25 protein-coding genes are annotated in these 25334 nt (G+C 69.6%); 14 read left to right on the top strand and 11 right to left on the bottom strand.

Annotation, left to right across the window (positions count from 1 at the left end; genetic code table 11):
• Positions 1–263: 263 nt before the first annotated feature.
• From C560_RS0120055 to C560_RS0120025, 7 genes are read right to left on the bottom strand one after another with little or no spacing between them, the layout of a single operon-like run.
• Complete coding sequence (locus tag C560_RS0120055; RefSeq protein WP_026539555.1) at positions 264–1748, bottom strand: NtaA/DmoA family FMN-dependent monooxygenase; 1485 nt, start codon at positions 1746–1748, stop codon at positions 264–266.
• Between the two features lie 10 nt (positions 1749–1758).
• Positions 1759–2937: an LLM class flavin-dependent oxidoreductase gene (locus tag C560_RS0120050; protein ID WP_026539554.1), complete on the bottom strand. Its 1179-nt coding sequence runs from the start codon at positions 2935–2937 to the stop codon at positions 1759–1761.
• Positions 2934–3854, bottom strand: coding sequence for a DUF1684 domain-containing protein (locus C560_RS0120045; protein ID WP_026539553.1), 921 nt, complete (start codon positions 3852–3854; stop codon positions 2934–2936). Before C560_RS0120045 ends, C560_RS0120050 begins: the two co-directional genes overlap by 4 nt.
• Positions 3838–4998 (bottom strand): LLM class flavin-dependent oxidoreductase, encoded by a 1161-nt coding sequence (locus tag C560_RS0120040; protein WP_026539552.1) that lies wholly within the window; start codon positions 4996–4998, stop codon positions 3838–3840. The genes C560_RS0120045 and C560_RS0120040 overlap by 17 nt, the downstream gene beginning before the upstream one ends.
• Complete coding sequence (locus tag C560_RS0120035) at positions 4995–6032, bottom strand: ABC transporter substrate-binding protein (RefSeq protein ID WP_026539551.1); 1038 nt, start codon at positions 6030–6032, stop codon at positions 4995–4997. The genes C560_RS0120040 and C560_RS0120035 overlap by 4 nt, the downstream gene beginning before the upstream one ends.
• A gap of 10 nt (positions 6033–6042) precedes the next feature.
• On the bottom strand, positions 6043–6903 hold the full coding sequence (locus C560_RS0120030) for an amino acid ABC transporter ATP-binding protein (protein WP_026539550.1): 861 nt from the start codon (positions 6901–6903) through the stop codon (positions 6043–6045).
• Positions 6900–7979: an amino acid ABC transporter permease gene (locus C560_RS0120025; RefSeq protein WP_026539549.1), complete on the bottom strand. Its 1080-nt coding sequence runs from the start codon at positions 7977–7979 to the stop codon at positions 6900–6902. Before C560_RS0120025 ends, C560_RS0120030 begins: the two co-directional genes overlap by 4 nt.
• A 240-nt stretch (positions 7980–8219) precedes the next feature.
• On the opposite strand from C560_RS0120025, the gene C560_RS0120020 reads away from it, so the two are divergent.
• The 3 genes from C560_RS0120020 to C560_RS0120010 all read left to right on the top strand — a co-directional run bounded on the left by C560_RS0120020 (position 8220) and on the right by C560_RS0120010 (position 11534).
• Positions 8220–10223, top strand: coding sequence for an FAD/NAD(P)-binding protein (locus tag C560_RS0120020; protein WP_026539548.1), 2004 nt, complete (start codon positions 8220–8222; stop codon positions 10221–10223).
• Positions 10220–10810, top strand: a complete 591-nt coding sequence (locus tag C560_RS0120015; protein ID WP_026539547.1) for a GNAT family N-acetyltransferase — start codon at positions 10220–10222, stop codon at positions 10808–10810. Before C560_RS0120020 ends, C560_RS0120015 begins: the two co-directional genes overlap by 4 nt.
• Before the next feature lie 148 nt (positions 10811–10958).
• Positions 10959–11534, top strand: coding sequence for a LacI family DNA-binding transcriptional regulator (locus C560_RS0120010; RefSeq protein ID WP_026539546.1), 576 nt, complete (start codon positions 10959–10961; stop codon positions 11532–11534).
• 6 nt (positions 11535–11540) lie between these two features.
• On the opposite strand, the gene C560_RS0120005 is transcribed toward C560_RS0120010, so the two are convergent.
• Positions 11541–12620 (bottom strand): bile acid:sodium symporter family protein, encoded by a 1080-nt coding sequence (locus tag C560_RS0120005; RefSeq protein WP_026539545.1) that lies wholly within the window; start codon positions 12618–12620, stop codon positions 11541–11543.
• A 194-nt stretch (positions 12621–12814) separates the two neighbouring features.
• On the opposite strand from C560_RS0120005, the gene C560_RS0120000 reads away from it, so the two are divergent.
• Positions 12815–13099: a DUF1540 domain-containing protein gene (locus C560_RS0120000; RefSeq protein ID WP_018774978.1), complete on the top strand. Its 285-nt coding sequence runs from the start codon at positions 12815–12817 to the stop codon at positions 13097–13099.
• A 187-nt stretch (positions 13100–13286) separates the two neighbouring features.
• On the opposite strand, the gene C560_RS0119995 is transcribed toward C560_RS0120000, so the two are convergent.
• On the bottom strand, positions 13287–14393 hold the full coding sequence (locus tag C560_RS0119995) for a GTP pyrophosphokinase (protein WP_026539544.1): 1107 nt from the start codon (positions 14391–14393) through the stop codon (positions 13287–13289).
• Positions 14394–14699: 306 nt separating this feature from the next.
• On the opposite strand from C560_RS0119995, the gene C560_RS0119990 reads away from it, so the two are divergent.
• The 10 genes from C560_RS0119990 to C560_RS0119945 all read left to right on the top strand — a co-directional run bounded on the left by C560_RS0119990 (position 14700) and on the right by C560_RS0119945 (position 23973).
• The gene (locus C560_RS0119990; protein WP_026539543.1) at positions 14700–15497 is read left to right on the top strand and encodes an alpha/beta hydrolase; all 798 of its coding nucleotides are present in this window, start codon (positions 14700–14702) and stop codon (positions 15495–15497) included.
• A gap of 143 nt (positions 15498–15640) precedes the next feature.
• Positions 15641–16999, top strand: a complete 1359-nt coding sequence (nhaA, locus tag C560_RS0119985) for a Na+/H+ antiporter NhaA (RefSeq protein WP_026539542.1) — start codon at positions 15641–15643, stop codon at positions 16997–16999.
• Positions 17000–17138: 139 nt separating this feature from the next.
• A complete protein-coding gene (locus C560_RS0119980) occupies positions 17139–17441 on the top strand; it encodes a rhodanese-like domain-containing protein (RefSeq protein ID WP_018774974.1) in 303 nt (100 codons plus the stop codon).
• Between the two features lie 30 nt (positions 17442–17471).
• Positions 17472–18833, top strand: coding sequence for an MBL fold metallo-hydrolase (locus tag C560_RS0119975; protein WP_026539541.1), 1362 nt, complete (start codon positions 17472–17474; stop codon positions 18831–18833).
• Between the two features lie 102 nt (positions 18834–18935).
• Positions 18936–19889 (top strand): carbohydrate kinase family protein, encoded by a 954-nt coding sequence (locus C560_RS0119970; RefSeq protein ID WP_043423506.1) that lies wholly within the window; start codon positions 18936–18938, stop codon positions 19887–19889.
• Positions 19890–19902: 13 nt separating this feature from the next.
• Complete coding sequence (locus tag C560_RS0119965; RefSeq protein ID WP_026539539.1) at positions 19903–20415, top strand: YbhB/YbcL family Raf kinase inhibitor-like protein; 513 nt, start codon at positions 19903–19905, stop codon at positions 20413–20415.
• Between the two features lie 194 nt (positions 20416–20609).
• Positions 20610–21428: a Cof-type HAD-IIB family hydrolase gene (locus tag C560_RS0119960; protein ID WP_026539538.1), complete on the top strand. Its 819-nt coding sequence runs from the start codon at positions 20610–20612 to the stop codon at positions 21426–21428.
• Positions 21429–21602: 174 nt separating this feature from the next.
• Complete coding sequence (locus C560_RS0119955; protein WP_026539537.1) at positions 21603–21866, top strand: hypothetical protein; 264 nt, start codon at positions 21603–21605, stop codon at positions 21864–21866.
• A gap of 86 nt (positions 21867–21952) precedes the next feature.
• Positions 21953–22795 carry a glycerophosphodiester phosphodiesterase gene (locus tag C560_RS0119950; protein WP_026539536.1) on the top strand — a complete coding sequence of 281 codons (843 nt, stop codon included), beginning with the start codon at positions 21953–21955 and terminating at the stop codon, positions 22793–22795.
• Between the two features lie 53 nt (positions 22796–22848).
• Positions 22849–23973, top strand: a complete 1125-nt coding sequence (locus C560_RS0119945; protein WP_026539535.1) for a glycerate kinase — start codon at positions 22849–22851, stop codon at positions 23971–23973.
• A 40-nt stretch (positions 23974–24013) separates the two neighbouring features.
• Here the strand turns inward: C560_RS0119945 and C560_RS0119940 are convergent, their stop codons facing one another.
• Positions 24014–24721, bottom strand: a complete 708-nt coding sequence (locus C560_RS0119940) for a DUF6766 family protein (RefSeq protein WP_231494403.1) — start codon at positions 24719–24721, stop codon at positions 24014–24016.
• Positions 24718–25218 (bottom strand): DUF6328 family protein, encoded by a 501-nt coding sequence (locus C560_RS0119935; RefSeq protein WP_026539533.1) that lies wholly within the window; start codon positions 25216–25218, stop codon positions 24718–24720. The genes C560_RS0119940 and C560_RS0119935 overlap by 4 nt, the downstream gene beginning before the upstream one ends.
• Between the last annotated feature and the right edge of the window lie 116 nt (positions 25219–25334).

Genomic DNA, 25334 nt, shown 5'->3' with positions numbered 1-25334 from the left:
GCCTGAAACGCCACTACCTGAAACGTCACTACCTGAAACGCCACTGCCTGAAACGTCGATTGCTCCGTAACTGCCCTTCTGGGGACTGATAACGGCGGCTGCGGAGCAACCGATGGGGTCGGGCAGAGGGAATCCCCGCCGGAATATCTCCGGCGGGGATTCTTAGCGTCTGGCTGTGACGCCATGCCTCAGTGGTCGATTGCTCCGTAACTGCCCTTCTGGGGGCTGAAAACGGCGGCTACGGAGCAATCGATGGTGATTTCCTAGGCCTGTGCCGTGACGGAACCGGCGTCGAGGCCTGCCCCGGCGCCTGCCCCGCCGGCGCCGCGGGCCTCGATGCCTGCCCCGGCGCCGGCCTCGTCGGCGTTTGCACGCACCGGGGTGGCCAGGCCGAGGTTCTCCCGCAGCGTACTGCCCGCGTACTCCGTGGGGTACACGCCGCGCTCCTGCAGTTCCGGCACGAGGTGGTTGACAATGTCGTCGAGGCCGGACGGGATGAGCCACGGTGAGATGTTGAAGCCGTCTACGGCGCCGGTCCGGGCGTACTCGCTGAGCCTGTCCGCGACCTCGGTGTACGAGCCGGTGAAGGTGGAGTCGCCCCGGCTGGTCTTGGCCGAAACGAACTGGCGGATGGACAGGCCCTTCTCCTTGGCCTCGGCCCGCCACTCGTCGGCCAGCTGGCGTGCCTTGGCGCCGTGGAAGCCGCTGCCGCGGGTTTCGGAGGTTTCTTCCACCACGGGGTCGATGCCCGGCAGCGGGCCGTCGGGATCGTAGCCCTGCAGCTCCCGGCCCCAGAACTGTTCGAGGTACGCGATGGCCTGCTGCGGGCCGATCTGCAGGCTGCGGACCCAGGCCTTCTTCTCTAGGGCCTCCCGCGGAGTGGCGGCGAGGATGAACTCGCTGGCGGGCATGATTTTCACGTCCTGGGCGCCGCGGCCGGCCCGGAGGGTGCGCTCCACGATGTCGCGGCGGAACTCCAGGGCGTCATCGAGCTGCGGGTGCGCGGAAAAGATGACGTCCGCCTGCCGGGCGGCGAAGTCCCTGCCCTCGGGCGAATCCCCGGCCTGGAACAGCACCGGCCGGTACTGGGCGCTGCGCGGCAGCCGCGGGGTGACGTCGACGGTGTAGTGCCGGCCGATGTGGCGCACGCGCCGGACCGCGCCCTCCGCCGACCACCGCTCGGCGGAGGCTGAGCACGCGACGGCGCCGTCGTCCCACGCGTCCCAGATCCGCTTGACGGTTTCCACGAAGGCCTCGGCGTGGGTGTACCGGTCGGCGTGGTCCAGGTAACCGCCGCGGCGGAAGTTAGCGCCGGTCCAGGCGTTGTCCGTGGTGACGATGTTCCAGGCCGCGCGGCCGCCGGAGAGCAGATCCAGGGTGGAGAGCCGGTGCGCCAGGTCTGCGGGGTCGTTGTACGTGGTGTTCTGGGTTGCGACCAGGCCAATGTTCGTGGTCACGGCCGCGAGGGCGGCCAGCGCGGTCTGCGCGTCGGGGCGGCCGGCGACGTCGAGCGCGTGCGGGCGGCCAAGATGCTCGCGCAGCCGCAGACCTTCGCCGAGGAAGAACGCCGCGAACAGGCCGCGCTCAGCGGTTTGGGCGATGCGCCGGAACGATTCGAAGTCCGTCTGGGAGCCGGACTCGGCCGCCTTCCAGACGGTTCCGGAGTTGACGCCCTGGAAGAACACGCCCAGCTGGAGCTGGCCTGACGGCGTGAATCCGGCGGTGGCGGGGTGGGTGCTGTGGCTCATGGTGGGCTCCTTAGTCTTCCGCGCCGGGGACGCTGGGTGCGGCGGCGGCATATCGGCTGGCTGGCCGCGCCAGCCCGAGCTGATCGCGGAACGTGGCGTCCGGGATGGTGGGGGCGAGGAGCCCGCGCCGGCGCAGTTCGGGCAGCACCAGCCGGGTCAGTTCCTCGAGATCCGTGTCCAGCACGGCGGCGTGCAGGCGCACGCCGTCGGCCCAGGCCAGCACCTCGGTGAGCAGCTCGGTAAGCCCGGCCGCCGAACCGACGAACCGGGCACGCGGGCTCTGCCACGCGGTGTGCCCGTTCAGCCCGGCCAGCCGCTCAGCGGCGGCCTGGCCGCGGGAGTCCAACACGACGTCGAGCTCGGCGATCAGCGCGGGCCCATTCCCGCCGGCGGCGAGTCCTGCCCGCGTCGCCGCGAGCTCGGCGGCCAGGAGCCCGGGCGTCGGGGCCGAGACCAGAAGCGCGTCGGCCGCCCCTGCCGCGACGGCCTCCGGCGGGAGGAGCCAGGCCGGGATCAGGACAGGCAGCTGGCCCTGGGGCGGCCGCGGAATGATCGACGGACCTTTGACGGAGTAGCTGCTGTTTTCGGCGTCGATGTAATGCAGCTTGTCGACGTCGAGGTAGCGCCCGGTGGGGACGTCACGGATCACGGCGTCGTCCTCCCAGGAGTCCCAGAGCCGGCGGCCGACCTCGATCGAATCGGCGGCCTCGCGGGAGAGCCGATCCCCGCGCACGGTGTCGCGTCCGACGGCGGCGGCATCGGCCGCGCTTGGTGAGGCGGCCACCAGCCAGCCGGCCCGGCCGCCGGAGACGTAGTCCAGGCTGGCCAGCTGGGTTGCGATGTGGAATGGCTCGGAATAGACGGTGTCCACTTCCGGAATCAGTGCCAGGGAGCGGGTCACGGGGCCAGCAAACGCGGCGCGCTGCAGCGCGTTGAGCCGGGCCGCGGCGTCCGGGTGTCCGGGGTCCGGGTGTCCCAGGTCCGGCAGACCGGGGTCGGAGAACGTCACGGCGTGAAACCCGGCGGACTCGGCGGCGAGCACGGCACTGCGGAGGTGTTCCGGGCCCAGTACGGCTGCCGGTGCTCTGCGGGAAACCCGCCACGCGGCCGGATGGCTGCCGGCGCCATCGAGCTCCAGCAGAAGGAGGCCGCGTCCCAGGGGCCCGTCCTGGGCGGAAGGGGTGCTCATGATGCGTCCTGTCGTTCGTAGGGGATCTGTTCGCCGGCCTCGATGGCCACCGGCAGGCGGTTCTCCGCCGGCGGAAGCGGGCACGTGGCGAGGTCCGTGTAGGCGCACGGCAGATTCACCGCCCGGTTGAAGTCGAGCCAGACCGTGCCGTCGGGGCCCGGTGACGGCACGGTGAGCGAGCGGTTGGCCGCGTAGGTGCTCTTGCCCGAGGTCGCGTCCGTGAAAAGCACGGACAGGGTGCCAGGAGCGTGGCCGTTGAACGCGGTGAGGCTCAGGTCCTTGCCGCGGAGCCGGAAGCGGATTTCCCCCGGGGCCTCGTAGACGTGGTGGATTCCTTCGACGGCCGCGCCCACCGTGGTGGGCCGCGGTTCTGCGAACGGCACGAATATTCCCGAAATTGCATATTCGGTGCTGGGGGCATAGGCCGGGGTGCCGCGGTAGCCGGTGAGCAGCGGGTTCAGGGGATGCCGCGGCCGCACGACATAGCGGCCGCCGCGCTTGGCGAGCTCGATCACGGTATGGCCGGCGCCGGCATCCTCGACCCGCAGGTTCAGGCCTTCGCGTTCGGGGATCGGGCCGAGGAACACGGTGGCTCCGGTCCCGTCGGCGTTCAGTTCCTGCCCGTCGCGAAGGACGCGTTCGCCTGCCCCCAAAGCCAGGCGGACGACGTCGTCCTCGACGCTCCAGATGCCCGGCGCACCATCCAGCCGGGCGGGCGAGGGATCGAGCCAGTGCAGGTGGGTGACGGCGAGGAAGCCGTGGGGATCTGCGCGGTGGCGTTCGTGCGCGGCATGCCAGTCCGCCCAGGCGGCTTCGAATTCCCGGTCGGGGCGGCGGCCGGGACTGGTCCGGTGGGCGGGAGCGCCGGTGCCCGGGGTGCGGCCAGCGTTCGTGGACGTTTCAGTGGGTGCGGACATAGGAGCTCCTGTGGTGGTTGTGGTCGGCTGTGACGCGGGCGGCGGCGTCGGCTTCAGTGGAGCCGGCGGACTCCGGCCGGCCGGCGTAGGGATCGCCGTCGGCCCACAGGGTGGTGGGCGCGGCGGCGCGGACGGCCGGAATGACTTCCAGGGCGAAGCGCTCCAGGATTTCGAGCTGCCAGGCGAAGGGCAGCGTGGTGGGCAGCGAGATGGACTGCAGGTCGTGGCCGTAGAGCGCGTGGTAGCTGAGGATCTTGTCGATCACCTGCTCCGGACTGCCCACCAGGGCCGGGCCGTCGGCGACGGCGTGGTCGATGTCGCGGTAGGGCGAGTTGTTGCCGGGAACGTTCCGGCCGGTCGTGAGGGCCTCGTAGACCGGGCCGAACTGCCGCTTGGCCTCCTGTGTGGTGTCCGCGATGAACACCCCGCCCGCGCCCGATCCGGAGCCCAGGTACTGGTGCCGGGGATCGTGGCCGTGGCGGTCGTATTCCTCGCGGTAGTGGTCAATGAGCAGCTTGTAGTTTTCCCGCGGCTGGATCGCGTTGGCCGTAAACAGCGGATCGCCCCACTGCGCTGCCAGTGCCGCCGAGGCCAGGCTGGTGGCGGAACCGTGCCAGACCCGCGGCGCCCCGGCGAACGGCCGCGGCGTGGTGGTGGTGGGCTCGGTCAGTGCGGTGCGGAACCTCCCGGACCACGTGAGGTTTTCCTCGGTCCAGAGCCGGCGGAGCAGGGCGTACTTCTCCGCGAGGAGCTCCCACTGGTCCGCCAGGTCCAGGCCGAACAGCGGGTACTGCAGCACCTCATTGCCCTTGCCGATCACCAGTTCCAGCCGGCCGCGGCTCAGCTGGTCGATCGTGGCGTAGTCCTCCGCGACCCGCACCGGGTCCAGCACGGACAGCACCGTCACGCCGCTCTGCAGCCGGATCCGGGTGGTCACGGCGGCGATGGCGGCGAGCACCGTGGTGGGGGAGGAGGAAATGAACTCGCCTGCGTGGCGTTCGCCTACCGAGAAGCTGTCGTAGCCGAGGTCCTCTGCCCGGCGCGCGGTCTCCACCACCTGGTTGAGCCGGTCCGCGGTGGAGACGATTTCTCCGGTGACCGGGTTCTTCAGGTGCGGGATGATGTCGAGGACCTGGAACCTCACTGTGTTTTCCCTGCAGGGGCGGTCCCGAAGTTGGCCTCAGTGAAGGTCTTCGACTCGGGAAGGGCTTCCTCGGAGAGTCCCCAGCGGTCCAGGACCTTGGCGTAGGAGCCGTCCTTGATCGCGGAGTTCAGGGCGTCCGTGATGGCCGGGGCCAGGCCGCTGCCCTTGAGGGTGGTCGCCGCGACGAGGGTTTGGGACGGCCAGCCGGCATTGACCTTGCCCACCACCTTGAGGTCCTCGCGGGTGTTTTCCCGGTAGGTGACGGACGGGTAGGGCGCGAGGTTCAGGTCCGTGCGGCCGGAGGACAGGGCCAGGATGGTGTCGGCGTCGGAGGAGTAGTACTGCAGCACTGCGGGCGCCTTGCCCTTGGCCTCGAGCTCCTTGTTCCAGGCGATCAGGATCTTCTCCTGGTTGGTGCCCGAGCCCACCGAGATCTTCAGCCCGGAGATGTCATCGGAGCCCTTGATGTCGTAGCTGGAGCTTTTCTTGGCCTCGAAGCCCATGTATGCGGCGCGGTAGCTGGAGAAGTCGAAGAGCTTCACGCGGGCGGCGTTGATGCCCACATTCGAGAACACGGCCTCGAAGTCGCCGGACTGGGTCTTCAGCGGCCAGTTCTCCCAGGAGGTCACCTGGACGTCCAGGTCCAGGCCCAGCTTGTCCGCTACCAGCTGGGCCAGGTCCACCTCGACGCCGATCGGGGTCTTGTCGTCCGTGGCGTGGAAGGACAGCGGAATGGCGCCCGCCGTCGTCGCGACGGTCAGCTTGCCGTCCTTGCCGATCAGCGCGGGGACCTTCGCGGCCAGGGCCGCGTCCTTCTCGGCCCGGATGCGCTGCTGGTCCGGCGAGGTGTTGTAAACGACGCCGTTGCGCGCCGCCGTCGTCGCCGGCTGTCCGCCGGCGGCCGCGGAGGCGCCGGGATCAGAGCAGGCACTCAGCGCCATGGTGCCGGAAAGAGCGCCGATGAGGACGACGGCGGGAAGCGCCGCAGGCTTGCGCCGGGGGCCGGTACTGGGGCGGGCGGAGCTGGATGCCATGGGGGGTTCCTTAGATGTTGAAAGCGGGTTCGATGACTTTGGAGAAGAAGCTCCGGGTGCGTTCTTCGCGCGGGTTGGTGAAGATCTCCCGGGGTGTGCCTTGCTCGACGATCTGGCCCTGGTCCATGAACACCACCGTGTCGGCGACGTCGCGGGCGAAGCCCATCTCATGAGTGACGATGATCAGCGTGGTGCCGGACTTGGCCAGCTCGCGGATGACGTCAAGGACCTCGTTGACCAGTTCCGGGTCCAGGGCCGAGGTGGGCTCGTCGAAGAGCAGGATCTTGGGGTCCAGGGCAAGCGCCCGGGCGATCGCTACGCGCTGCTGCTGGCCGCCGGACAGCTGGCGCGGGTAGGCGCCGGCGCGGTCCTTCAGGCCCACCCGGTCCAGCAGTTCCAGCCCGCGTTCGCGGGCCTCGGCCTTGGAGAGCCGGGGTTTTCCGGTCCGCGGCGCGACGATCGGTGCCTCGGTGACGTTTTCCAGCGCGGTCAGGTGCGGGAAGAGGTTGAAGTTCTGGAACACCATGCCGATTTCGGTGCGCTGCTTCAGGATTTCCTTTTCGCGCAACTCGTGGAGCCGGCGCCCGCGGACCTCGTAGCCCACCAGCGTGCCGTCGATCGCGATGAACCCGGCGTCGACCTTTTCGAGGTGGTTGATGGTGCGCAGGAGGGTGGATTTGCCGGACCCGGACGGGCCGACGATCACGGCCACACCGCCGGGCTCGACCGTCAGCGTGATGCCCTTGAGGACTTCCGCGGCGCCGAAGGACTTGCGGACCTTGGTGATCTCGACCAGGCCGCGGGTGGTTTCGGCGTCTGTGGCGGCGGCCGCGGACGGGGATTGGGCGGCTGTGCGGAGTGCGGTGCTCATCGGGTGCCCCTTTCCTGGCTTGTTTCCCGGGTGGCGGGCGTATGGATGGCGAGGAATTTGCGGGCCTTCTGCAGCGGTGTCAGGGGCAGCGTGCGGACGGCGCCCTTGGAGTAGTGGCGCTCGATGTAGTACTGGAACACGCTCAGGACCGAGGTGATGACGACGTACCAGAGCGTGGCCACGAGCAGCAGCGGCAGGACCTGCTGGGTCCGGTTGTAGATGACCTGGACGGTGTAGAACAGCTCGGAATAGGCCAGGACGTACACGATCGAGGTGCCCTTGACCAGGCCGATCACCTCGTTGAAGGCGGTGGGCAGGATGGCCCGCATGGCCTGGGGCAGGACGATCCTCGTGGAACGCCGCCAGGCCGGAATGCCCAGGGCGGTTGCGGCCTCGAGCTGGCCCTGGTCCACGGAGAGGATGCCGCCGCGGATGATCTCGGCGGAGTAGGCGGCCTGGTTCAGGGTCAGGCCGAGGACCGCCGCGGCGAACTGGCTGATCAGGGTGGTCGTCTGCGCCTCGAAGAAGCGCACGTCCGTGAACGGGATCCCCAGGCTGATTTTCTCGTAGAGGTAGCCCAGGTTGTACCAGAGCAGCATCTGCACCAGCAGCGGCGTGGACCGGAAGATCCAGGAGAAGGTCCAGGACACGGAGACCAGCAGGGGCGACGCGGAGAGCCGCATCAGCGCCAGGATGAACCCCAGGATGAAGCCGAGCGCCCCGGAGATCGCCGTCAGCTTCAGGGTCTCCAGCAGGCCGTTCACAATCGACTGCGCGGTGAACCACTGCGCCACCACGCCCCACTCCCAGCGCGGGTTCGTGGCCAGCGACCAGGCGATGCCGGCCACGCCCACGGCGACGACGGCGGTGCCCGCCCAGCGCCACGGGTGGCGGGCCGGGACCAGCCGGTAGTCGGCGTAGTCGGTTGCGGCCTTGCGGCCCGCCGAACCGGTACCGGCGGGTGCAGTCTCGCCGCCGGGTACGGCCCGGGGCGGTGCGGTCCCGGGTGCGGATTCGATGCCGGCGGACGCCGGCTCCGGGGCGGACTGTGCCACCGGGGTTGCTGTTGAACTCATGCGCCACCTCGCTTCTTCCAGTTGCTGTGGGGTAGTTGGCTGCCAATCTAGGGGCCGCCGAAATCGCCCGGCAAGGCGCCAGGTTGCATGCGTTCACGCAGGTTCGCACGGCGTCACACGACGAATTCTTGCCTCGATTTACGCCGCGTTACGCGGGGTGAACGGCCGTGAACGGCGCCTCGACCGGCCCCAATTCGGGTGCCTAGCATGAGGGCTCCGCACCCGAGCCAGGAGACCGTCATGCCAGTGAATGCCCCATCCGTGGTCCTCATCGGCGGCGGCCCGCGCACGGCCGGGCTGCTGGAACGCCTCGCCGCCAACCGGCCGGAGCTGCTCGCCGGCGCGCTCCAGATCCACGTCGTGGAGCCGCACACCCCGGGCGCCGGCAGGATCTGGCGCTACGAGCAGCATCCCGGGCTGATGCTCAACTCCGCCGCGGCGGACGTCACGATGTTCACGGATGCCTCTGTCCAGTGCGAGGGACCCGCGATCGACGGGCCCGGCCTGGCAGAGTGGGCCGCCGGGGTCCTGGACGGGTCCATCGCGGACGTCCCGGAGCTCCCGCCGGAACTGCGGCGCCAGCTGGCCGCCCTCACCGGCGCCACCTTCCCCACCCGGCAGCTGCAAAGTGTCTACCTGGAATGGTTCTTCCGCCGCTCCGTCGCCGCCCTCGGACCGGACACCACCGTCACGGTGCACCGGGACACGGCGTCCGCCGTCGAACTTGTACAGCCGTGCCCCGAACGGGGTCCGGAACGCTACCGCGTCCGGCTGGCCGGCGGCGCGGTGCTGCACGCCGACGTCGTCATCGCTTCCCTGGGCCACACCGATGCGCTGCCGGAGCAGGAGTCCGCCGCCTGGGCCGGTTTTGCCGCCCGGCACGGCGCGTTCCACGCGGCACCCAGCTACACCACCGACGTCGACTATTCACCCCTCGCCGCCGGCCAGGACGTGATTGTCTCGGGCATGGGCCTGGCCTTCGTGGACCTGCTGGTCCTGCTCATGGAGGGCCGCGGCGGCAGGTTCGAGGAGCTGCCCGACGGCGCCCTGCGCTACCTGCCCTCCGGAGCCGAGCCGCGGCTGTGGGCCGGGTCCCGCCGCGGTGTGCCCTACCACTCCAAGATCACATCCGCCCTGCGCGGCGATGCTGCGGGGGATCCGGCGTTCTTCACCGCAGACGCCGTCGCGGCGCTGCTGGATGCGCCCGGCGAGCTGGACTTCCGCGCCCAGCTGTGGCCCCTGATCGCCAAGGACGCCGGTTACGCGTACTACCGGGAGCTTTTCACCGGCTACCCCGGGCGGGTCCGGATCGGCTGGCAGGAATTCGCCGAACGGTTCGCCGCATCGGACTGGTACAGCCAGGACCGCCGGCGGCTGGTCTCCGAGTCCGTCCCGGACGCAGGGCTCCATCTGGACCTCGAACGGCTGGACCGTCCGTTCGCATGCCGCGTTTTCGCGGGCCACGCGGACTTTCAGGCCGCGGTGGCGGCGTACATTGGCCGCGACCTTGAGCTGCGCACCGGACCGGACCATTCGGAGACCCTGGCCCTGTTCACTTCCCTGCTGAAGTCCTACATGGACCTGGGCCGGCTGGTGCCAGCCGAGCGGCTCAACGCGCGGTCGCAGCAGGAGGTCCAGGGCTGGTGGCACGGCTTCTTCAGCTTCGTCGATTCCGGGCCGCCGCCGCGCAGGCTGCGGGAAATGCTGGCGATCCACCGGGCCGGGCTGCTGCAGTTCATTGGCCCGGGGCTGGAAATCGAGGCCGCGGAGTACTCGGGCCGGTTTGTCGCCCGATCGGCCCAGTCCGGGATCACCGTGTCGGCGCCGGCCCTGATCGAGGCCCGGCTTCCGGCGCCGTCGGTGGCCCGTTCCGCGAACCCGCTGCTGCGCCAGCTGCACACCTCCGGTCTCGGCACGGAGCAGCAGCTCCTGACGGCGGACGGCACGCACGCGACCGGACGGCTCCTGGTGTCCGACCGCAACGAGCTCATCAGCCCGGTGGGCGAGCGGCGCGAGCGGCTGTTCGGCGTCGGGCCCGGCACCTCCGGCTGGGGCGCGGGCGCCTTCGCCCGGCCCCGCAGCAACGCCGCGCCGTTCCGTGAAAACGACGCCCTGGCCCGGCGCATCCTGAACCTGCTGGCGGACCCCACCAACGCTCAAGCGGACAACAGCCAGGCCAACAACGATCCAGCGGACGCCAGCCAGGCCGTGCCGCAGGCAGCCGCCGGAAAGGACCCGTCATGACCCCTGCACCACTGCACACCCCGCCCGTTGACACCCGGTCGGTGGGTGCCCGGGCTTTGGACAGGTCCAGGCTGACGGTACTGAACCTTCCCATGAGCGATCCCAGGGTCCGTCCGCTCCTGGATGAGCTCGCGCTCGAATACGACACCCGCTACGGCAACCTTTTCGGCCGGGGAGCGGCCGCGGAGGAACTCAACCGCTACCCTGCCGAGGAATTCGCCGCGCCGGGCGGCGCCCTGTTGATCGTGCGCGAGAACGGCGAATCCGTGGCCGGCGGCGCTTTCCGCCGGCACGGCCCGCAGACCGCCGAGTTCAAGCGGATCTGGACGCACTCGGCGCATCGGCGCCGCGGACTGGCCCGGTTTGTCCTCGCCGAGCTGGAAGCCCTGGCCGGCCGCCGCGGCTACCGGAAGGTCTACCTGACCACCGGCCCGCGCCAGCCGGAGGCGAAACACCTCTACCTGAGCACCGGTTACGAGGCACAGTTCGACCTCTCCGCCGACCCGGAAACCATCGGGCCACTGGCATTCACCAAGGACCTGCCCACCGCAAACCCCACCCCCAAACACCAACGCGGGGTCACTTAGCGCCCATCCGGGGCGCCGCGACCGGCGCTAAGTGACCCCGCGTTGCTTGACCGGTGCTTCGGGCTAGAGTTCACCCAGGGGGTCTGCCCTAAATCAACGTTTTCATGAGCCGCCGCGGACCCGGCGGAGAAGCAGCCGGGAGTCATCAGTGCGGCCTGGATCCAAGCCCACCATCCGCGATGTCGCGCGGACGGCCGGGGTTTCCCTGACCACCGTCTCCTACGTGCTCTCCGGCCGTTCCGGCGGCACCACCCGGATCAGCGAGGCCACCCAGGACCGGGTGCACGCCGCGGTCCGCGAACTTGGCTATGTGGCCAACCGTGCCGCCCAGGGAATGCGCCGGGGCAGGACGGAGCTGGTGGCCGTGGCCGTCGCGGACCTCGAGCAGCCCCGGGACAGGGCCATCGCCGCGGTGCTGGCCAGGATCCTGCCGGAGCACGGCTACCAGGCGGTCATCCTGCTGGGCGGGAGCTGGCGGCAGTTCATGCTCTCCGGCGGCGCCGACGGCGTGATCCACGCCAGCGCGCCGGAGACGGACGACGATTCCGGGGCCATGGCAGAGCTCGCCGGCCGCGGCACGCCCCAAGTGCTCATCACGGACGACGCCGGACCCGGCAACCTCGCCGTCCGGGACGGACACGATGTGGTCCCCGCCGGAGCGGAGACCCCCGACATCCTGGCCGGTCGCGCCGTCACTTTGCTGCTCGAACAGCTGCGGGGCTAGGACCCCTTAGGCTTTCAGCGCCGCGGCCTCCGGTGCCGTGTCCTGCGGTGCCGCGTTCTGCGGTGCCGCGGTCTGCACGGCCTCCCGGAGCGGACGCCGGGCCAGCCACGCCGCCACGATCGCGCCGGAGACGTTGTGCCACAGGGAGAAGACGGCCGACGGCAGGGCCGCCAGCGCGCCGAAGTGAGCCGTCGCGAGGGTGGCGGCCAGGCCGGAATTCTGCATCCCGACCTCGAAGGCGAGGGCCCTGCGTGCCTTGTCATCCAGGCGCCCCAGCTTGCCGGCCAGGTAGCCCAGGCCCAGTCCGAAGCCGTTGTGGAGCACCACGGCCAGAAACACGATGCCACCCGCGGCGACAATCTTGCTGGCGCTGCCGGCCACCACGATCGCGACGATCAGGGAAATCACGACGGCGGAGGCCCACGGCAGCGCCGGCAGGACCCTGGCCACGAGCTTCTTGAGGAAGAGGCGGGCCAGCAGGCCGGCAATGACGGGCAGGAGAACGGTCTTGACGATGTCCTGGACCATGCCGCCGGCGTCGATGCTCAGGTACGAGCCGGCCAGGAACAGCACCAGCAGCGGCGTCACGATCGGGGCGATCAAGGTGGACACGGAGGCGACGGCCACGGACAGGGCGACGTCGCCCTTGGCGAGGAACGCCATCACGTTGGAGGCGGTGCCCGACGGCGCGCAGCCCACCAGGATCAGGCCCACCGCAAGTTCCGGCTCAAGGTGGAGGCCGACGGCGATCAGCCACCCGGCCCCCGGCATGATGACGTAGTGCGCCACGATTCCCAGGGCCACAGCCCAGGGGCGCTTGGCCACCGAGGCGAAATCGGGCGGCGTCAGCGTCAGGCCCATGCAGAACATGATGATGCCCAGCAGGAAGGGCACGCTGGGAGCGAGGGGTTTGAACGCCCCGGGGAGAAGGAAGCCGGCGAGCCCGGCCACCACCACGAGGATCGGGAAGACCGTCACCGCGATGCGGGCAATCTTTGCCTCGGCGGCGAGGGCGGGATTGGCCGGGACGTCGGGGGCAGCGCCCGAGTCCCGGGCGGTATTCGGAGTTTTAGTTGCCTCAAGCATCCAAGAATGGTGCCACCGCCGTCCACGGGGTGGCCACTTCGTGACCACCTGTCGGACAAATATGTCAGATTTTTAGTGGCCCCTCGGCGCCGGTATTAGGTCATGCGTTTGGGTCTTTTTGTTTGCCTGGCTGCGGCCTACGGTGGATTTACGGCGCCGCCCGTCCGGGGTGGCCGGAGCTTGGAGGAAATCCAATGACGACGCACGTAGCCGACTGCAGCGTGAGCAATTGCTCCTTCAATGACCACTCGCACTGCAACGCGGCCGCCATTACCGTCGGCGGCGCCGCAGATCACGCCTCCTGCGCGACCTTCATCGACATCGGGGTGCATGGCGGGCTCCCCAAGGTGCTGGCCGACGTCGGCGCCTGCCAGCGTACCGAGTGCACCCACAACGACCATCTGATGTGCAAGGCGTCCGAAGTTCACGTGGGCCCGGGGGTCGACAACGCCGATTGCCTCACCTACGCCCACGCGTAGGCCGCACCCGCCGTCCGCGCCCATCGAAGATCCGCCCCGCTGGCGCTGAAATCCACCACTTTTGGGGCGGCGCCCGGCGTGTCGGGCCGAACCGCCGGTGAGTCCCGGCGCCGCTGGTTCAATGGTGGGGAGAATCGGCAGAGGCAGAGGCAGAGGCAGAGGCAGAGGGCAGGTGCGGGCCGGCGCGCTAGCCCTGGGTGAGCCGGTACCGTTCGATCTGCTTGAGCCGCCGCAGGAGGCTGTCGCGCCGGGGGTGCGGGACGGCGTCGGCCGGCTCGGCGGTGAGCTCGATGTGTTCGGTGCCGTACTGCCATAGCAGCAGGTCATCGAGCAGCCGGTCCGGGCCCGGTGAGTAGCGGTGGTCCAGGGCCTTGCGGACCTCGGTGATCCTGTTGGCGCTAAGCAGCCCGGCGAGCTGCATGGTCTGGTTGAGGCCGTGTGCGGCCATGAGCTCCGCGGCCCAGCCCCAGTCGTCGTCAACCTTCCGGTCCACGTGCGGCAGCAGGGTCCGCCAGACGTCGCGGATCCGGTTGGGGGTCAGCGGCGCGGCACCTTCGCCGTCCATATCCCAGTAGCCTCGGACCTCCTCGTAGCGTTCGTGAAGGTCCGAGAACGCGCTCTCCACGGTCTCCAGCATGGCGGCCGTGGCGGTGAACTGGCGGTCGAAGTGCGGGGTCCAGGCCCGCGGGTCTTCGGCCTTGAAGCGGATGTCGTGCTCGATCTCGCTCCAGGCGTGGGCGAAGACCGTGCGGATCTGGCACTCGAAGAAGTAGCTGCCGTTCGGCGCGACGTCCGGGTTGAAGGCCAGCTGGTAGTCCTTGACGGCCTCGTTCTGGATGGTCCGCAGGATCAGGTGCCGGCTGGAGTAGCCGTAGGTGCCGGACTCAATCGAGCCGATGTCCTTTTCGCGGTCCCCCCGGCAGTCAAAGAGCTGGCGCTGGCGCTTGATCAGATTGGCCACCACCGCGTTTTCCGCGGGCAGCTTGGTGATCACACGGATTCCCACCATGTCATTCAGGGTCCGGAACGGGTCAGGGAACTTCAGCACAGGTGGACCGCCCGGCTCCAGCGGTTTTTCCGTGCGGGAAATCTTCTCGCGGAAGGATTCAACGGTCTTGGTGCGTCCGGTGACGAACAACGGTGTGACCTCGGTGTCCTTGAGCATTGTCCGCAGCGTGAGCAGGACCTCCCGGGTGACCAGCTTCAGGGCAGGCCGGACCCGCTCGTACAACTCCACGTTCTCCTGCACGGAATCGCGCAGGCTCACGTCCAAACGGTCCCAGTTGCTCGCCATGGGTCCAGCTTACGGCGCACCACCGACACCGGACCGCAGGCGGTCACCGCCGGGCATGCCCGCGGGCATTTCCGCATCAGCGACACCGGACCGCAGGCGGCCGGCGCCGGGCGCCGCCATGAGGCGGTGTGCAAGGGCGCTGCAGAGGCGGCATGCAACATGCTGGGCCTGCGCGGGGCCGCTTGGTGCCCAAGGTAGGCTCAGCACATGGCTGAAATGCGGCGGCGGACTATGATCGCGGCCGCAGCGGCGGTGACTCTGGGGGCAGTCTCCGCCGCCTGTTCACCGGGCCCCAAGGAGGACGCTGTGAAGAGGCACAAGTACCAATATGGCGAGGACCCCAGCCAATGGGGGGAGCTCTTCCTCCCGGAGGTTGCCGCCCCCAAGGGTGTGGTGGTGGTGATCCATGGCGGCTACTGGCGTTCGCAGTACGGCGCAGAACTGGGGGAGCCCCTCGCCAAGGACCTCGCCGCGCACGGCATGGCAGCCTGGAACCTGGAGTACCGGCGGGCCGGCAACGGCGGAGGCTGGCCCAACACGTTCGCCGACGTCTTGGCCGGAATCGACAAGCTCGGTGAACTCGCCGACGAGCACGGGCTGGGCCTGGACCGCGTGGTGGCCCTGGGCCACTCGGCCGGCGGCCACCTCGCCGTCTGGGCGGCGGGACGCAGCCGGCTCGCCGGGCTCGGAGCACCCGACGCGGACCGCCAGCTGATGCGGCGCGGCGACGACGACGGCGCGGTGCAGCTCACCGGCGTCGTCAGCCAGTCGGGCGTGCTCAACCTCGCGGCCGCCGAGCGGCTTAACCTCAGCAACGGCGCCGTCAGCAACTTCCTAGGCGGCTCGTCCGAGAAATATCCCAAACGGCATAAATTTGCGGACCCCATGAGCGCGGTGCCGCTGGGCGTGCCCGTATATGCCGTTCACGGCACGGAGGACGATACCGTTCCCGTGAGCCAGTCCGAGACCTACGCCGGCGCAGCCAAGGCTGCCGGTGCGCCCGTCCAGTTGCTCAAGGTCCCGGGCGACCACTTTGCGCTCATCGATCCGAAGGCGCCCGCGTACCGGAAATGCCGTGAACTCGTGCAGCAGCTGCTGGTTTGACGTCCGGGCGTCGCCAGGCCGGCCCGCCCGGCCGCCGGCGTCCCGGACGGCATACGCTGGCCGGCTAAAGCGAATAGACTGGAGCGCAGGTGCGCCGGGAAGTCTGGTCGGCATAGTTTCGTCGACCCCATTTTGAGGATCCCATGAGCGCCCTGCCCCCTTCGCCCACACCCCCTTCGCCGCCCCGCCTCACCATCTTCGGCCGGGGCAGCTACGCCGAGGCCCTGCGGATCGGCGAGATCCTCCGCAAGGAAACCGTGGGCGGCGCGCTGCTGGTCGCCGCGGCGATGGTGGCCCTCATCTGGGCCAACTCCCCGGCCTCGGAAAGTTACTTCGCACTGCGCGACTTCACCGTCGGCTACGCCCCCTGGCATCTGGACCTGAGCCTGGGCGCCTGGGCCGCCGACGGCCTGCTGGCCATCTTCTTCTTCCTGGTGGGGCTCGAACTCAAGCGCGAGTTTATCGCCGGCGACCTGCGCCAGCCGAGCAAATCGGTGGTTCCGGTGGCCGCCGCCGTGGGCGGTGTGGCCGTTCCGGCACTCATCTACGCGGCCGTCAACCTCTCCGGTCCCGAGACACTGCACGGCTGGGCCATTCCCACCGCCACTGACATCGCCTTCGCCGTCGCGGTGCTGGCGCTGATCGGTTCCCACCTTCCCAGTGCGCTGCGGACTTTCCTGCTGACCCTCGCCGTCGTCGACGACCTCCTGGCCATCGCCATCATCGCGATCTTCTATACCAGCGAACTCCACCCCGAGCCGTTCCTGCTGGCCCTGCTCCCGCTGGGCCTCTACACGTTCCTGGCGCACAAATACCGGCGCTTCTTCGGCACGCACGCAGCGGCAGCCTGGGTGATCCTGCTGCCGCTCGGCTTCGCAACGTGGGCACTTGTGCACGCATCAGGCATCCACGCCACCGTAGCCGGGGTCCTGCTCGGATTTGCCATTCCCGTCAAACGCTCGGAGGCCAGCGGCGGCCCTGAAGCCGGCCCGGGCCTGGCGGAAATTTTCGAACACCGGTTCCGCCCGATCTCGGCCGGGATCGCCGTCCCGGTCTTCGCGTTCTTTTCCGCCGGGGTGGTCATAGGCGGCTTGCAGGGCCTCGGCGCCGCCCTGACGGACCCCGTGGCCGTGGGCATCATCGTGGCTTTGGTTGCCGGGAAACCGGCCGGGATCCTCGGCACCACCTGGCTCATCACGAAAGCCACGCGGGCGCGCCTGGACGGGTCCTTCAAGTGGATCGACGTCTTCGGCCTCTCGATCCTGGCCGGCATCGGCTTCACGGTCTCGCTGCTGCTGGCCGAGTTGAGCTTCGGCCAGGGCACCGCGCATGAAGACCACGCGAAGGTAGGGATCCTCGCGGCCTCCCTGCTCGCCGCGCTCCTCGCCACCACGGTGCTCCGGACCCGCAACCAGCACTACCGGCGGGCGGAGGAGGCCGAACAGGTCGACTCGGACCGCGACGGCATCCCGGACGTCTACCAGCAGGACCGCCCAGACTAGATTGGCAGGCCAGGCCGACGGGCTATATTTGGGAGTGTGGCGGGAGGGGCCGTCCGGAGGGTCATGATACCCCAAGGGGTATCATGATTGAGCTGGAATACGCGCGCCGGGCCGTCCGGCGCCCGCGAAAGGAACAGGCATGAAGAGCATTTCCGTCAAGGACCTGGCCGCCCTGGGCGACGCCACCGAAATCATCGATGTCCGCGAGGAAGACGAATACGTGGCCGTCCGCGTTCCCGGCGCCCGGAGCATCCCGCTCTCACGGTTTGTCCAGTCCCTCGCCGAGGTGCCGGCCAGCGGCACGGTCTACGTCATGTGCGCCGCCGGGGGCCGCAGCGCCCAGGCCGCCACGTACCTGGAGGACCAGGGATACGACGCCGTCAACGTCACCGGCGGGATCATGAAGTGGCAGGACGAGGGACACCCCGTCAACCGGGGCTGACCTTAACGGGCTGACCTCACCGGAGGGACCATGGAAGTCATCGTCATCGAGACCCCGCAGCTCGGGGACCGCAGCTACCTGGTCCACGACGGCTCGGTGGCGCTGGCGATCGACCCGCAGCGCGACACGGACCGCATCGAAGCGGCCGCCCGCGACGCCGGGGTAGCCATCACGCACGTGGCCGAAACGCACATGCACAATGACTACATCACCGGCGGGCTGATCCTGGCCCGCGCCCACGGCGCAAGCTATCTCGTCAACGCCGCCGACGCCGTCGGGTTCGAGCGCACTCCCGTCACCGACGGCCAAACGGTCCGCGTGGGCTCGCTTACGGTCAGGGCGGTCGCCACGCCGGGCCACACGCATACCCACCTGTCGTTCATCGTGGACGACGGCGCGAAGCAGGCCGTCTTCTCGGGCGGCAGCCTGCTGTACGGCTCGGTGGGCCGCACGGACCTTGTTGCCGAGGCGGACACGGTTGGCCTGACCCACGACCAGTACGCCTCGGTCCGGCGCCTCGCCGCCGAGGCTGGCCCTGACGCCGCGCTGTTCCCGACCCACGGATTCGGCTCGTTCTGCTCCTCCGGACCCGCCAGCGGCGCCCGGTCCTCCACCATCGGCGAGCAGCTTGCCGCGAACCACGCCCTGACGGACCCCGATGAGGACCACTTCGTCCGCCAGCTCATCGCCAACCTCACGGACCACCCCTCCTACTACGCGCACATGAGTCCGGCCAACGTCCGGGGCCCGGGCGCTGCGGAGCTGGCCGTTCCGGCATCGCTGGATGCCGCCGAACTTACCCGGCGCCTGGACGCCGGCGAGTGGGTGGTGGACCTGCGCCGGCGCGTGGCCTTCGCCAACAGCCACCTCAAGGGCAGCGTCAGTTTCGAGTATGGCTCCGGCTCCAGTTTCACCGCCTACCTCGGCTGGGTGCTGCCGTGGGGCGAACCGCTGACCCTGGTGGGCTCGCGGGAAGACATTGAGAGCGCCATCCGCGACCTCTCCCGGATCGGCATCGAATCCCCCGACGCCGCCGTCGGAACCGAGCCGCACGCCCTCGCCCCGCAGGCCGGCCTCGCCTCCTACCCGCGCGTGGGCTGGGACGGCGTGCTCGCCGGCCGGGCGCCCGAGGACACCGTGCTGGACGTGCGCCGGGCCGACGAATTCGCCGCCGCCCGCGTGGTGGGCGCGGTCAACCTGCCACTGCACGAGCTGTTGCTGCGCCTCGGGGACATTCCTCCCGGGAAACTCTGGGTGCACTGCGGTTCCGGGTACCGTGCCGGGATCGCCGCCAGCCTCCTGCAGCGGGCGGGCCGGGACGTGGTCCACATCGACGCCAGGTTTGCCCACGCCGCCTCCGCCGGGATCGCGCTGGACACCACCGCGGCCTGAGCGCCGGCGGCCCGGCATCGCCGGTGGCCACGCCAGCACGCCGAACGCGGGCGGTGCGCGCAACACACGGCACCGGAACGCATTCTCTGGCAGAGTATGGTCATGCTCACAGTTATTGGCGAGGGGCTGGTTGATGTAGTCCAGCGGTCCTCCGGCGTCCAGGCCCATGTCGGCGGCAGCCCCCTCAACGTGGCGGTGGGTCTGGCACGGCTGGACCATCCGGTCCAGTTCATCGGCCGTTACGGCCGCGATGCGTATGGTGAGGCCCTGGCCGCGCACCTGAAGTCGAGCTCCGTGCTGCTCCCGGTGGGACCCGACGAGCTGCCCACCAGTGTGGCCGCCGCCCTGATCGACGACGCCGGCGCCGCCACCTACACGTTCGACCTCGCCTGGGAGCTTCCCGGCGTCGCGGCGCGCCTGCCGTTCCTGCTCCAGGGAACCACGCTGCTGCACACCGGTTCGATCGCCACCATGCTGGCGCCCGGCGCCGCCGACGTGTTTGCCGCCGTCGAGCGTGCCCACCCTTCCGCCACCATCAGCTTCGACCCCAATTGCCGTCCCAGCATCATCCCGGACGTGGACTACGCCCGCGGGCAGGCCGAAAAGTTCGTGCGCCTCGCGGACGTTGTGAAAGCCTCCGACGAGGACCTCGAATGGCTCTACCCGGGGGTTGACCCGCTGGACTCGGCCCGCCGCTGGCAGGCGCTGGGCGGCTCCGAAGGGCCGGCAATGGTGGTGGTGACCCGCGGCAGCAAGGGGCCATGGGGCATCAACGCCGCAGGTGAGGCGCAGTTCCCCGCCCCGGAGATCAGCGTCGCTGACACAGTCGGGGCCGGGGATTCCTTCATGGCCGCGCTGCTGTCCGGCGTGGTGGATCTGGGCCTGGACGGGGCACAAAACCGCAAGGGCCTGCGCGAACTCTCCGCCGAAAGCCTCCGCGATCTCCTCGCCCATGCCTCCCGGGCAGCGGCGGTCACCGTGTCCCGCGCCGGCGCGAACCCGCCCACACGCGCGGAGCTGGCACGGATGGAAATGGGGGCCCAGCCCCTGCAGTGAGTGAAAGGCAGCCATGACACGCCACGATGTTCCGGTGTTCCCCGTCCGCAGTGAATCCTTCGCGGACGGCCAGACGCTCCCGGCTGCCCAGCGCAGCGGCAAAATGCGTGCCGGCGGCCAGGACGAATCCCCGCAGCTGAGCTGGAGCGGCGTCCCGGCTGGCACCAGGGGCTACGCAGTGACCATGTTCGACCCCGACGCCCCGGGCCGCGGCGGCTTCTGGCACTGGGCCGTGCTGGACATCCCCGCCGACGTCACCTCGCTGCCGGCAGGAGCGGGCGCCGAGGGCGGCAGGCTCCTTCCCGCGGGTGCCATCCAGTTGAAGAACGACGGCGGGTTCCACGGCTACCTGGGTGCCGCGCCGCCTCCCGGACACGGACCGCACAGGTACGTCATCACCGTCCACGCGCTCGACATCGCACCGTCCGGACTCAACGAGCACACCGCTCCGGGCAGCCTGGAAGCGAAACTGTCGCGGCACACCCTGGGCCGGGGAACGCTGACCGGCATCTTCGAACGTCACTGAGCCCGCCCCCACCCGCCGCCGTCGCCCGCCCCCCCAACCCGCCTCCGCCCGCTGCCGCCGTCGTCGGGCTCGCCGGAACCTCTCCAGTTCGCCGTGATTGTCCGGCGAACCCGACGCGGTCCGGCGATCTCGGCGTACACCTCGGCGAATGCGGCCGCGAGGGCCGACCGTCCCGGCGCACGTAGACTGGCACTATGCGGCTGGTAGCAAGTGACATTGACGGAACGATCCTCGGCCATGACGGCAAAATCAGCGGCCGGACCGTCCGCGCGTTCCACGCCTGCCGCGACGCCGGGCTGGAACTGGTGTTCGTCACCGGACGGCCGCCGCGCTGGCTCCACCCCCTGCAGGACCAGCTGGGGCACACCGGAACGGTCATCTGCTCCAACGGCGCCGTCGTGTGGGACCTCGAGGCGGACCGCCTGCTCTCGGCGCGGACACTGGAGCTCGACGCCATGTTCGAGGTCCGCCGCATCATCAAGCGGCTGCGTCCGTCCGCGCTGTTTGCCGCCGAAACCCTGACCGGCTTCCATCTGGAACCGGGCTTCATCGAAAACGGCTCGAGCGAATTGCTCGCGGAATTCACCCCGGCCCCGCTTCACACCACCCTCACCGAGGGTGACGCCGTGGCGAAGTTCCTGGCCATTGTCCGCGAAGGGACCGCCGACGAGTTCCTGGCCGAGGTGACGCCCGCGGTCGCCCATCTGGCCGCCGCGACGCACTCGGCGCCGAACATGGCCCTCCTCGAGCTCTCCCTGCCCGGCGTGAACAAGGCCGTCGCCCTGGCTGAATATGCGGCGTCCCTCGGCATCGGCGCCGCGGACGTGGTGGCATTCGGGGACATGCCCAACGACATCGAGATGCTTCGCTGGGCCGGGCACGGCTACGCGATGGCCAGCGGCCACCCGGAAGCGATCCGGGCCGCCGGCCGGCAGGCCCCGCACTTCGACGACGACGGCGTCGCCCAGATCCTCGAGTCCAAGCTCGCCGAACTCGGCGTACGGCTGCCCTAAATCCCGGCTCAGTTCGCCGGTCCTCGGCCCCGGCCCCGGCCCGGCCAGGTCCCCATACCCGCCGGCTCAGTTCCCCGCGGTCACCGGATTCCCAGCGAACGGTCAACTGGTGTTCACCTTGGCCTCCTAGGCTGGAAGCTCGCGACGAAACGTTTGACCGATTGTGGGGACATCATGGCCAGGCACCGCATCAACAACACAGACGAACAACCCCTGCACCCGGCGGAACCGGACCGGCACTGGAGGCAGTTGCGCCAGGGCGACCGCGTCAGCGTCCGGCTCGCCCCGGGCTTTGAGGCCGGCGGCCTTGTGGACGCCGTGACGGCGGACCACAGCGTGGTCTGGGTCGACCTCGACGGCGGCCGTGGACGCACGCTGCTGCACTGCAGCGACGGCGTCGAAATCCGCCAGCAGACTCCTGACACCCCGTCCCGCTGAGGCCCGCTACCCGGACCCGATGAGCCCTGCCGGCCCACCCGGTCCAACCCCATGCCGTCAGATCGAGGCTCGGGTACGCTTCAGGAGTGACTGACCTGCACCCCTACTTCGCCCCTCGCGGCAATGGCGACGGTGCCCCGGAGGGCGCCGCTGCCCGGGCCCCGGGCGGCTCCCGGGCGCCGCTGGCGCTGGCCCACCGGGGTTTCTCGCTGGATGGGCTGGAGAACTCGATGGTCGCGTTCCGCGCCGCCGTCGACCTCGGGTTCCGGCATCTGGAGACGGATGTGCACACCACGGCCGACGGCGTGTTGGTGCTCTTCCACGACAAGACCCTGGACCGGATCACGGAGGGCCGGGGCCAAATCGCGGACCTTCCGGCCTCAACCGTTGCCCAGGCCAGGATCGGCGGGACCGAACCGATCCCGCGGTTCGATGAGCTGATCGCTGCCTTCCCGGACGTCCGGCTCAATATCGACGTCAAGGACTGGAACTCCGTGGGCACCCTGGCGTCGGCGATAGAACGCCACGGACTGCACGACCGCGTGCTGGTGGCCAGCTTCTCGGACCGGCGGCGCCGCGCAGTGCTGAAGCAGCTGAGCCGTCCCGCCGCCAGCTCCGCCGGCATCGTGTCCAACGCCGTGTTCGTCCTGCTGGGCCCCGTGCTGCCTGCGCCGCTGATGTCCGCTGTGGTGCGCCGGGCACTGCGCGGAGTCCACGCCCTGCAGGTCCCCGTCCGCTACGGCGCCGTGCCCGTGGTGACGCCCGGCTTCATCCGTCGGGCACACCGGAACGGGCTGCAGGTCCATGTGTGGACAGTCAACGAGCCCGCGGAAATGCACCGGCTGCTGGACCTTGGCGTGGACGGGATTGTCACGGACCGCGCGGACCTGCTCAAGGCGGTCCTCCAGGAGCGCGGGACCTGGTCCTAGGCACCGCGTCGTCTTGGCACCACCCGGGGCCGCCGGGCTGGCAGGATAGAGCCATGCGCATCCTCATCGCCCCGGACAAGTTCAAGGGCTCCCTCACCGCCGTCGAAGCCGCCGCCGCCATAGCCGAAGGCTCCCTGCGGGTCTACCCCGACGCCGAAGCCATCCAGTTTCCGGTGGCCGACGGCGGCGAAGGGACCCTCGAGGCGGCCGTCGCAGCCGGCTACGAGGAACGGCTCAACGCGGTCGTCGGCCCCATCCTGGCCCCGATCGGCGCCGCGTGGGCCATCCGGGCGGACGCCTTCGGCGGGGCCACGGCGGTGATTGAAACGGCGCAGGCCTCAGGGCTGGCGCACATGGAGCCCACGCCGGCCAACGCGCTGCGCGCCCACAGCTATGGCTGCGGCCAGCTGATCGCCGCCGCGCTGGACGCCGGTGCCACGGAAATCGTGCTGGGCGTGGGCGGCTCGGCCATGAGCGACGGCGGCAGCGGCGCCCTCCGCGCCCTCGGACTCAAGCCGCTGGACGCCGCCGGCAACGTGGTGCCCCTCGGCGGCGGATCGCTTGCCGACGTCGCGTCCGTGGACATCAGCGGCCTCGACCCGCGGCTGACCGGGGTGAAGTTCAGGATCGCCGTCGACGTCCAAAACCCGCTGTTCGGCAGCGACGGCGCGGCACACGTGTTCGGTCCGCAAAAAGGCGCCGACGCCGATGCGGTGGAGCTGCTCGACGCCGGCCTGCGCAACTGGGCCTCGGTCCTGCGCGAGACGACCGGCCGGGACGTCAACGTGCCCGGCGCCGGTGCGGCCGGCGGGTTCCCGGCGTCGTTCCTGGCCTTCAGCACGGCCGCCTTGGAAGGCGGCTTCGAGCTGGTGGCCGGCCTCACCGGGCTGGACGCGAAACTCGCGGTGGCCGATTTGGTCATCACCGGGGAAGGCTCCATGGACAACCAATCGCTGACAGGCAAGGCGCCGATCGCCCTCGCCGATGCCGCCCAGGCGCTTGGCATTCCGGTGATCGTGGTGGCCGGCCGGATCCTCGTCACCCCGGAGGACCTTGCCCGTCACGGCGTGGTGGCCGCGGCACAGCTGCTGGACGTCGCCGGCAGCCCCCAGGACGCAGTAGCAAACGCCGCAAAGTACCTTACCTGGGTCACCAGCCAGGTCCTCGAAGGCGCCTGACGCCCCTGCTGGCCGGCTGCCGTGCCGGCCAGCTTGCCGTCTACGCGCCGGTCTCGTAGTGCGGCTCGGCCACGGGTTTGGACTCGGGGGAGCCCTTCTCGCGCAGGTAGACCGAGGCGCCCACCAGGACCGCGACGGCGAGGAACTCGCTTTGCCAGTTCTGGAAGGACTCGAACCAGAATCGGCTCGTCGCCAGATAGCCCAGCACCGTCACCGTGGGCTGTCCGTGCGCCTCCTGGTCACTGTTGTAGTCGTCCGTGCCGCCAACCGCGTGCAGGATGAAGGACGCCAGGAACAGCAGGAGGAACATGATCGAGAGCGAGTGTTCGTAGAGTGTGAGGACCCAGCCGCCGCGCCGCACGGGCCACGGCGTGGACTCCTTGAGCTTTGCCTGCCGGGGGTCCTCTTCCTGCGGGGCGGTGTGGCCCATCGGCTTGGACTCGGAGGAACCCTTCTGGAACAGGAAGACGGTGAGGATGACGTACATGCCCATCTGCAGGAATTCCGACTCCCAGTTCTCGAAAGTCGCTTCCAGGAAGTTCCCGGTGCCAAGGTACTGCAGGACGGTCACGGCAGGTTCGCCGTGGGCCAGCTGCTCGTCGCTGTAGGTGCTTGCCCCGCTCAGGACCATGCCGCCGAAAAACACGACGAACAGCCCGATGTTGGCCAGAAGCAGTCCATGCTCTTTGACCCATTTGCCCATGGTTCCCGTGCCTGCGGTGTGGCGCTCATGTGAAACGTTTGTCATAGCGGCTCCTCTTTGCGGGCCCGTCGACGGATCCAGGCGGGGACAAGTACCAGCAGCAGCACCAGCACTGCGAGCAGCCCGACGCCGGCGATCACGCCCGCCGTCCGGCTGACGGTGACATCAAAGATGAGTGAGGTGGTGCCCGCGCTCAGCAGCCCCACGCCGGCCAACGAAAACTTGGCGATGAGGTCCGCGCTGCTCACGAGCGTTTCCTTCAGCCCCTGTTGGAATAGCCGGCGGTGCACGCTCACGGGCAGCAGGATCGTGGCCGTGGTCAGGGCGGCCAGCACCACGTTGGCGAGGTACAGCCGGGTCTGGTAGTCATCCAACGTTTCGAAGCGGGACTGGAAAGGCAATGTCAGGAGGAAGCCGGCGAGGATCTGGACACCGGTCTGGAGTACCCGCAGTTCCTGCAGCAGCTCCGCCCAGTTGCGGTCCATCCGCTCGGCAAGGGACTCGTCCCTGCCGTCGTTCCCCGGCGCTACTGGGCCAGTCATCGGTACTCCTCCGCAAAATCCTGAAACCAGGGGAACCCGCAGCAGCGGCCCCACCCTCAACCTAGGCTTGAGAGTTGCCAAAAACAAGTCGGTACTAAGCTTGCTGACGATATTGC

This window comes from Arthrobacter sp. 9MFCol3.1 (assembly GCF_000620385.1).
Classification (GTDB): Bacteria; Actinomycetota; Actinomycetes; order Actinomycetales; family Micrococcaceae; genus Arthrobacter.
The sequence above is the reverse complement of the archived record's forward strand: the minus strand, read 5'-3'. Positions and strand labels throughout refer to the sequence as shown.